This is a genomic window from Streptomyces sp. (assembly GCF_031181705.1).
GTDB lineage: Bacteria > Actinomycetota > Actinomycetes > Streptomycetales > Streptomycetaceae > Streptomyces.
The window spans coordinates 11,655-16,014 of record NZ_JAPSKN010000127.1 but is presented as its reverse complement, the minus strand read 5'-3'; the positions used below and the strand labels follow the sequence as shown (position 1 = coordinate 16,014).

Genomic DNA, 4,360 nt, shown 5'->3' with positions numbered 1-4,360 from the left:
CTCCTCGGCGTTGTCGGTGCCGCCCACGGACGCCGTGCTGCCGTTGCTGGTGACGCGGGGCCGGGCGCCCGCCGCCGCGTTGCTGGCCCGGGAGGGGACCACCACCCGCTACGCCGGGGCCGGGCACGGAATCGCCCGGTCGGACCACTTCCGCGCCGGCAGCGTCACGAAGTCGTTCATCGCCACCGTCGTGCTTCAACTGGCCGCCGAAGAACGGCTGTCGCTGTCCGACACGGTGGAGCAGCATCTGCCCGGTCTGGTGCGGGGCGCGGGCAACGACGGCCGCGCGCTGACCCTGCGCTCCCTGCTCACCCACACCAGCGGCCTGTACGACTTCACCGCTGCCACCGACGGAACCGTGCCCGTCACGCCCGATCAGGCCGTGCGCATAGCCCTCACCCACCCTCCGGCCCCACGCGGCCGCTTCTCCTACTCGAACACCAACTACGTCCTGCTCGGCATGGTCGTCGAGCAGGTCACCGGCGCCTCCTACGCCGCCGAGGCCGAACGCCGCATCATCACCCCGCTGGGCCTGACGGGCACCTCCTTTCCCGGATCCCGCTCCTCCCTGCCCTCCCCGCACGGCCGCTCCTACGCCGCCGACGGCACCGACGTCACCGATCTCGACCCGCGGGCAGCCGGAGCCGCGGGCGAGATGGTGACCACGCTGGCCGATCTGGACCGCTTCTTCACGGCCCTGCTCAGCGGCCGGCTGCTGCCCCCGCGCTGGCTGCGCGAGATGCTCGACACCCGTGCCGCACACGGCGCGTACGGCCTGGGGCTGTTTCCCGAGAAACTCCCGTGCGGCACGACGGTGTGGGGACACAACGGGCACATATCCGGCAGCTACGTGCGCAGCGCGGCCACCGTCGACGGCCGGCATGTCCTCACCTTCCGCGTGAACACGGACGGGATAGCCGATCCCGGTCTCGAACCCGCGGTGCTCGCGGCCGAGTTCTGCCCCCGCACCTCTTGAAACGACCGGGCCCCGAACGGAGATCCCACCCCCCGACACTCGTTCGGGTGATCTGAGGCGGACTCAAGCAGGAGGGGACCGGCGGGACCCGGAGCGCGTCACCTGGCCGCTGTGACGCCCCGCGGAGCCGTCCCGCCGGGCGGCGCTCCTACAACGGCACGATGTCCGGCGCTCCCAACCGCGCCGCGTCCGCCGTCAGATCGTCCGGCTGCCGCTGCGACTCCCGCTCGGCCTCCACCCGCTTCTCGTAGTGCTGGACCTCGCGCTCGATCTGGTCCTTGTCCCAGCCGAGGACCGGCGCCATCAGCTCGGCGGCGTCCCGCGCGCTGCGCGTGCCCCGGTCGAAGGTCTCGATCGAGATGCGGGTCCGCCGGGTCAGCACGTCGTCCAGATGCCGCGCGCCCTCGTGCGACGCCGCGTAGACGATCTCGGCGCGGAGGTAGTCGTCGGCCGCCGGCAGCGGCTCCCCGAGCGAGGGGTCATGGGCGATGAGTTCGAGGAGTTCCTCCGTCATCGCCCCGTACCGGTTCAGCAGGTGCTCCACGCGCACCACGTGGAGTCCGGTGCGGGCGGCGATCCGGGCCCGCGCGTTCCACAGCGCCCGGTAGCCCTCGGCGCCCAGCAGCGGCACCTCCTCGGTGACGCACTCGGCGACCCGCATGTCGAGGCCGTGCACCGCCGCGTCCACCGCGTCCTTGGCCATGACCCGGTACGTCGTGTACTTGCCGCCCGCCACGACGACCAGCCCCGGCACCGGGTGGGCCACGGTGTGCTCGCGCGACAGCTTGCTCGTGGCGTCCGACTCACCCGCGAGCAGGGGCCGCAGGCCGGCGTAGACGCCCTGGACGTCGTCCCTGGTGAGGGGCACCGCCAGCACCGAGTTCACATGCTCCAGCAGGTAGTCGATGTCCGCGCTGGAGGCGGCCGGGTGGGCCTTGTCGAGGTCCCAGTCGGTGTCCGTGGTGCCGACGATCCAGTGCCGGCCCCACGGGATGACGAACAGGACGGACTTCTCCGTGCGCAGGATGAGCCCGGTCGTGGAGTGGATCCGGTCGCGCGGCACGACCAGGTGGATGCCCTTGGACGCCCGGACGTGGAACTGGCCGCGCTCACCGACCATGGCCTGCGTGTCGTCCGTCCACACGCCGGTGGCGTTGACGACCTGCTTGGCGCGGATCTCGTACTCACCGCCGCCTTCGACGTCCTGCACCTTGGCGCCGACGACCCGCTCGCCCTCGCGCAGGAAGCCCGTCACCCGCGCGCGGTTGGCCGCCTTCGCCCCGTAGGCCACCGCCGTGCGCACCAGCGTCGCGACGTAGCGGGCGTCGTCCATCTGTGCGTCGTAGTACTGCAACGCCCCGACCAGCGCGTCCTTCTTCAAACAGGGGGCCACCCGCAGGGCGTGAGAGCGCGTCAGGTGCCGGTGCATCGGCAGGCCCCGGCCGTGTCCGCGCGCCATGGACATGGCGTCGTACATCGCGACGCCCGACCCGGCGTACAGCCGCTCCCAGCCCTTGTGCTGCAGCGGGTACAGGAACGGCACGGGCTTCACCAGGTGCGGGGCGAGCCGCTCCAGCAGCAGGCCGCGCTCCTTCAGGGCCTCCCTGACCAGGGCGAAGTCGAGCATCTCCAGGTAGCGCAGGCCGCCGTGGATCAGCTTGCTGGACCGGCTGGAGGTGCCGGACGCCCAGTCCCGCGCCTCGACCAGGCCGGTGGAAAGACCTCTGGTGACGGCGTCGAGGGCGGTGCCCGCGCCGACCACGCCTGCGCCCACGACCAGCACGTCCAGCTCGCGCTCGGCCATCGATGCGAGTGACTCGGCGCGCTGCGCCGGTCCGAGTGTCGCTGTCCTCACCGCTGCCTCCCGCTCATCGGTCGCGCCGACCGCACCCGTCGGGCGCAGCCCCGTCCGTATCCCCCTGCCCAGATTCTCACCGGGTTGCCCGACTTCAGCCACCACGGATCCTCAGCCTGTGGACAACGGCCACGGAACACTCACCGAAACTCGGCCGACCAATCCCGCATATCGGTCATATTTACTCCTAGTCTGACATTGCGCTCGCCCGTCCTGTCCACAGGGCTTGCGCACCTGTCCCACTTCGGTTATCGGGAAGGACGGCCCACGCCATGCCCGCAGATCTCGCCGTCATCGGACTCGGCCCGTACGGCCTGCCCCTGGCCCAGGCCGCCGTCGCCGCAGGCATCCCCACCCTGGGCTACCGGACCGGCCCGGAGGCCGGCTCGCTGAGCCCCGCCGAGCTGCGCCGGATGCTCTCGGGGGGCTTCCGGCCGGCGACCGACCCGGCCGAGCTGGGCCGGGTCCGCACCGCGGTGCTCTGCCCGCCGACCCCGCCGGGCGCGGACGGCACGCTCGACCTCGGACAGCTGGAGGCCGCCGCCCGCACCCTGGCGGCGCACCTGCGCCCGCACACCACGGTGATCCTGGAGTCGCCGGTGCGCCCGGGGACGACGGACGACTTCCTGCGGCCGCTGCTCGAAGAAGGCTCCGGCCTGCGCGCGGGCCGCGACTTCCACCTGGCGTACTCCCCCAGTCGCGCCGACCCCGGCAACCGCGACGTCACGCCCGCCACCACCCCGAAGGTCATCGGCGGCCTCACCCCGGCCTGCACCGAGTCGGCCGCAGCGTTCTACGGCAGGCTGACGGACAAGGTGGTACGCGCGCGTGGACCCCGTGAAGCGGAGACCGTGCAGCTGCTGGAGACGAACTACCGGCATGTGAACATCGCCCTGGTCAACGAGATGGCCGTCCTCTGCCACGACCTGGGCGTCGACCTGTGGGACGTCATCCGCTGCGCGGAGACCAAACCGTTCGGCTTCCAGGCCTTCCGCCCGGGCCCGGGCGTGGGCGGCCACTCCGTCCCCCAGGACCTGACCGGCCGGGCCGGCCGCGGCCTGCGCATGGTGGAGCTGGCCCAGCAGGTCAACAGCCGCATGCCCGGCTACGTCGTCCAGCGCGCCGCCACGCTCCTCAACGAGCACGGCAAGTCGGCCCGGGGCGCGCGCGTGCTCCTCCTCGGCGTCACCTACAAGCCCGACCTCGCCGACCTCCAGGGCACCCCGGCCCAGGAGATCGCCCAGCGCCTGATGGAACTGGGCGCCGCGGTCAGCTACCACGACCCCCACGTCCCCGCCTGGAGCGTCCTCGACCGCCCCGTCCCCCGCGCGGACTCCCTCTACGAGGCAGCGGCCGACGCGGACCTGACGATCCTCCTCCAGCAGCACCGCACGTACGACCTCCAGGGCCTGTCGGTGAAGGCCCAGCTCCTGCTGGACACTCGGGGGGCGGCCCCTACGGGGGCGGCGCACCGGTTGTGAAGAGGGGTGCGCGGGGTGCGGGAGCCAGGGGACTGCTGGCATGGGGCA

3 protein-coding genes are annotated in these 4,360 nt (G+C 72.4%); 2 read left to right on the top strand and 1 reads right to left on the bottom strand.

Annotated features, from left to right (window positions below):
* Positions 1-10 precede the first annotated feature (10 nt).
* Positions 11-976, top strand: a complete 966-nt coding sequence (locus tag RIN80_RS21385; protein ID WP_309097243.1) for a serine hydrolase domain-containing protein — start codon at positions 11-13, stop codon at positions 974-976.
* A 148-nt stretch (positions 977-1,124) separates the two neighbouring features.
* On the opposite strand, the gene RIN80_RS21380 is transcribed toward RIN80_RS21385, so the two are convergent.
* The gene (locus RIN80_RS21380) at positions 1,125-2,831 is read right to left on the bottom strand and encodes a glycerol-3-phosphate dehydrogenase/oxidase (protein WP_309097242.1); all 1,707 of its coding nucleotides are present in this window, start codon (positions 2,829-2,831) and stop codon (positions 1,125-1,127) included.
* A 272-nt stretch (positions 2,832-3,103) separates the two neighbouring features.
* Here RIN80_RS21380 and RIN80_RS21375 point away from each other — a divergent pair, with 272 nt between their 5' ends.
* Complete coding sequence (locus RIN80_RS21375; protein ID WP_309097241.1) at positions 3,104-4,312, top strand: nucleotide sugar dehydrogenase; 1,209 nt, start codon at positions 3,104-3,106, stop codon at positions 4,310-4,312.
* The last annotated feature ends 48 nt before the right edge of the window (positions 4,313-4,360 follow it).

Excerpts from the sequence above, each read along its gene's own strand:
- RIN80_RS21375 (WP_309097241.1), top strand. The coding sequence starts at position 3,104 with ATGCCCGCAGATCTCGCCGTCATCGGACTCGGCCCGTACGGCCTGCCC.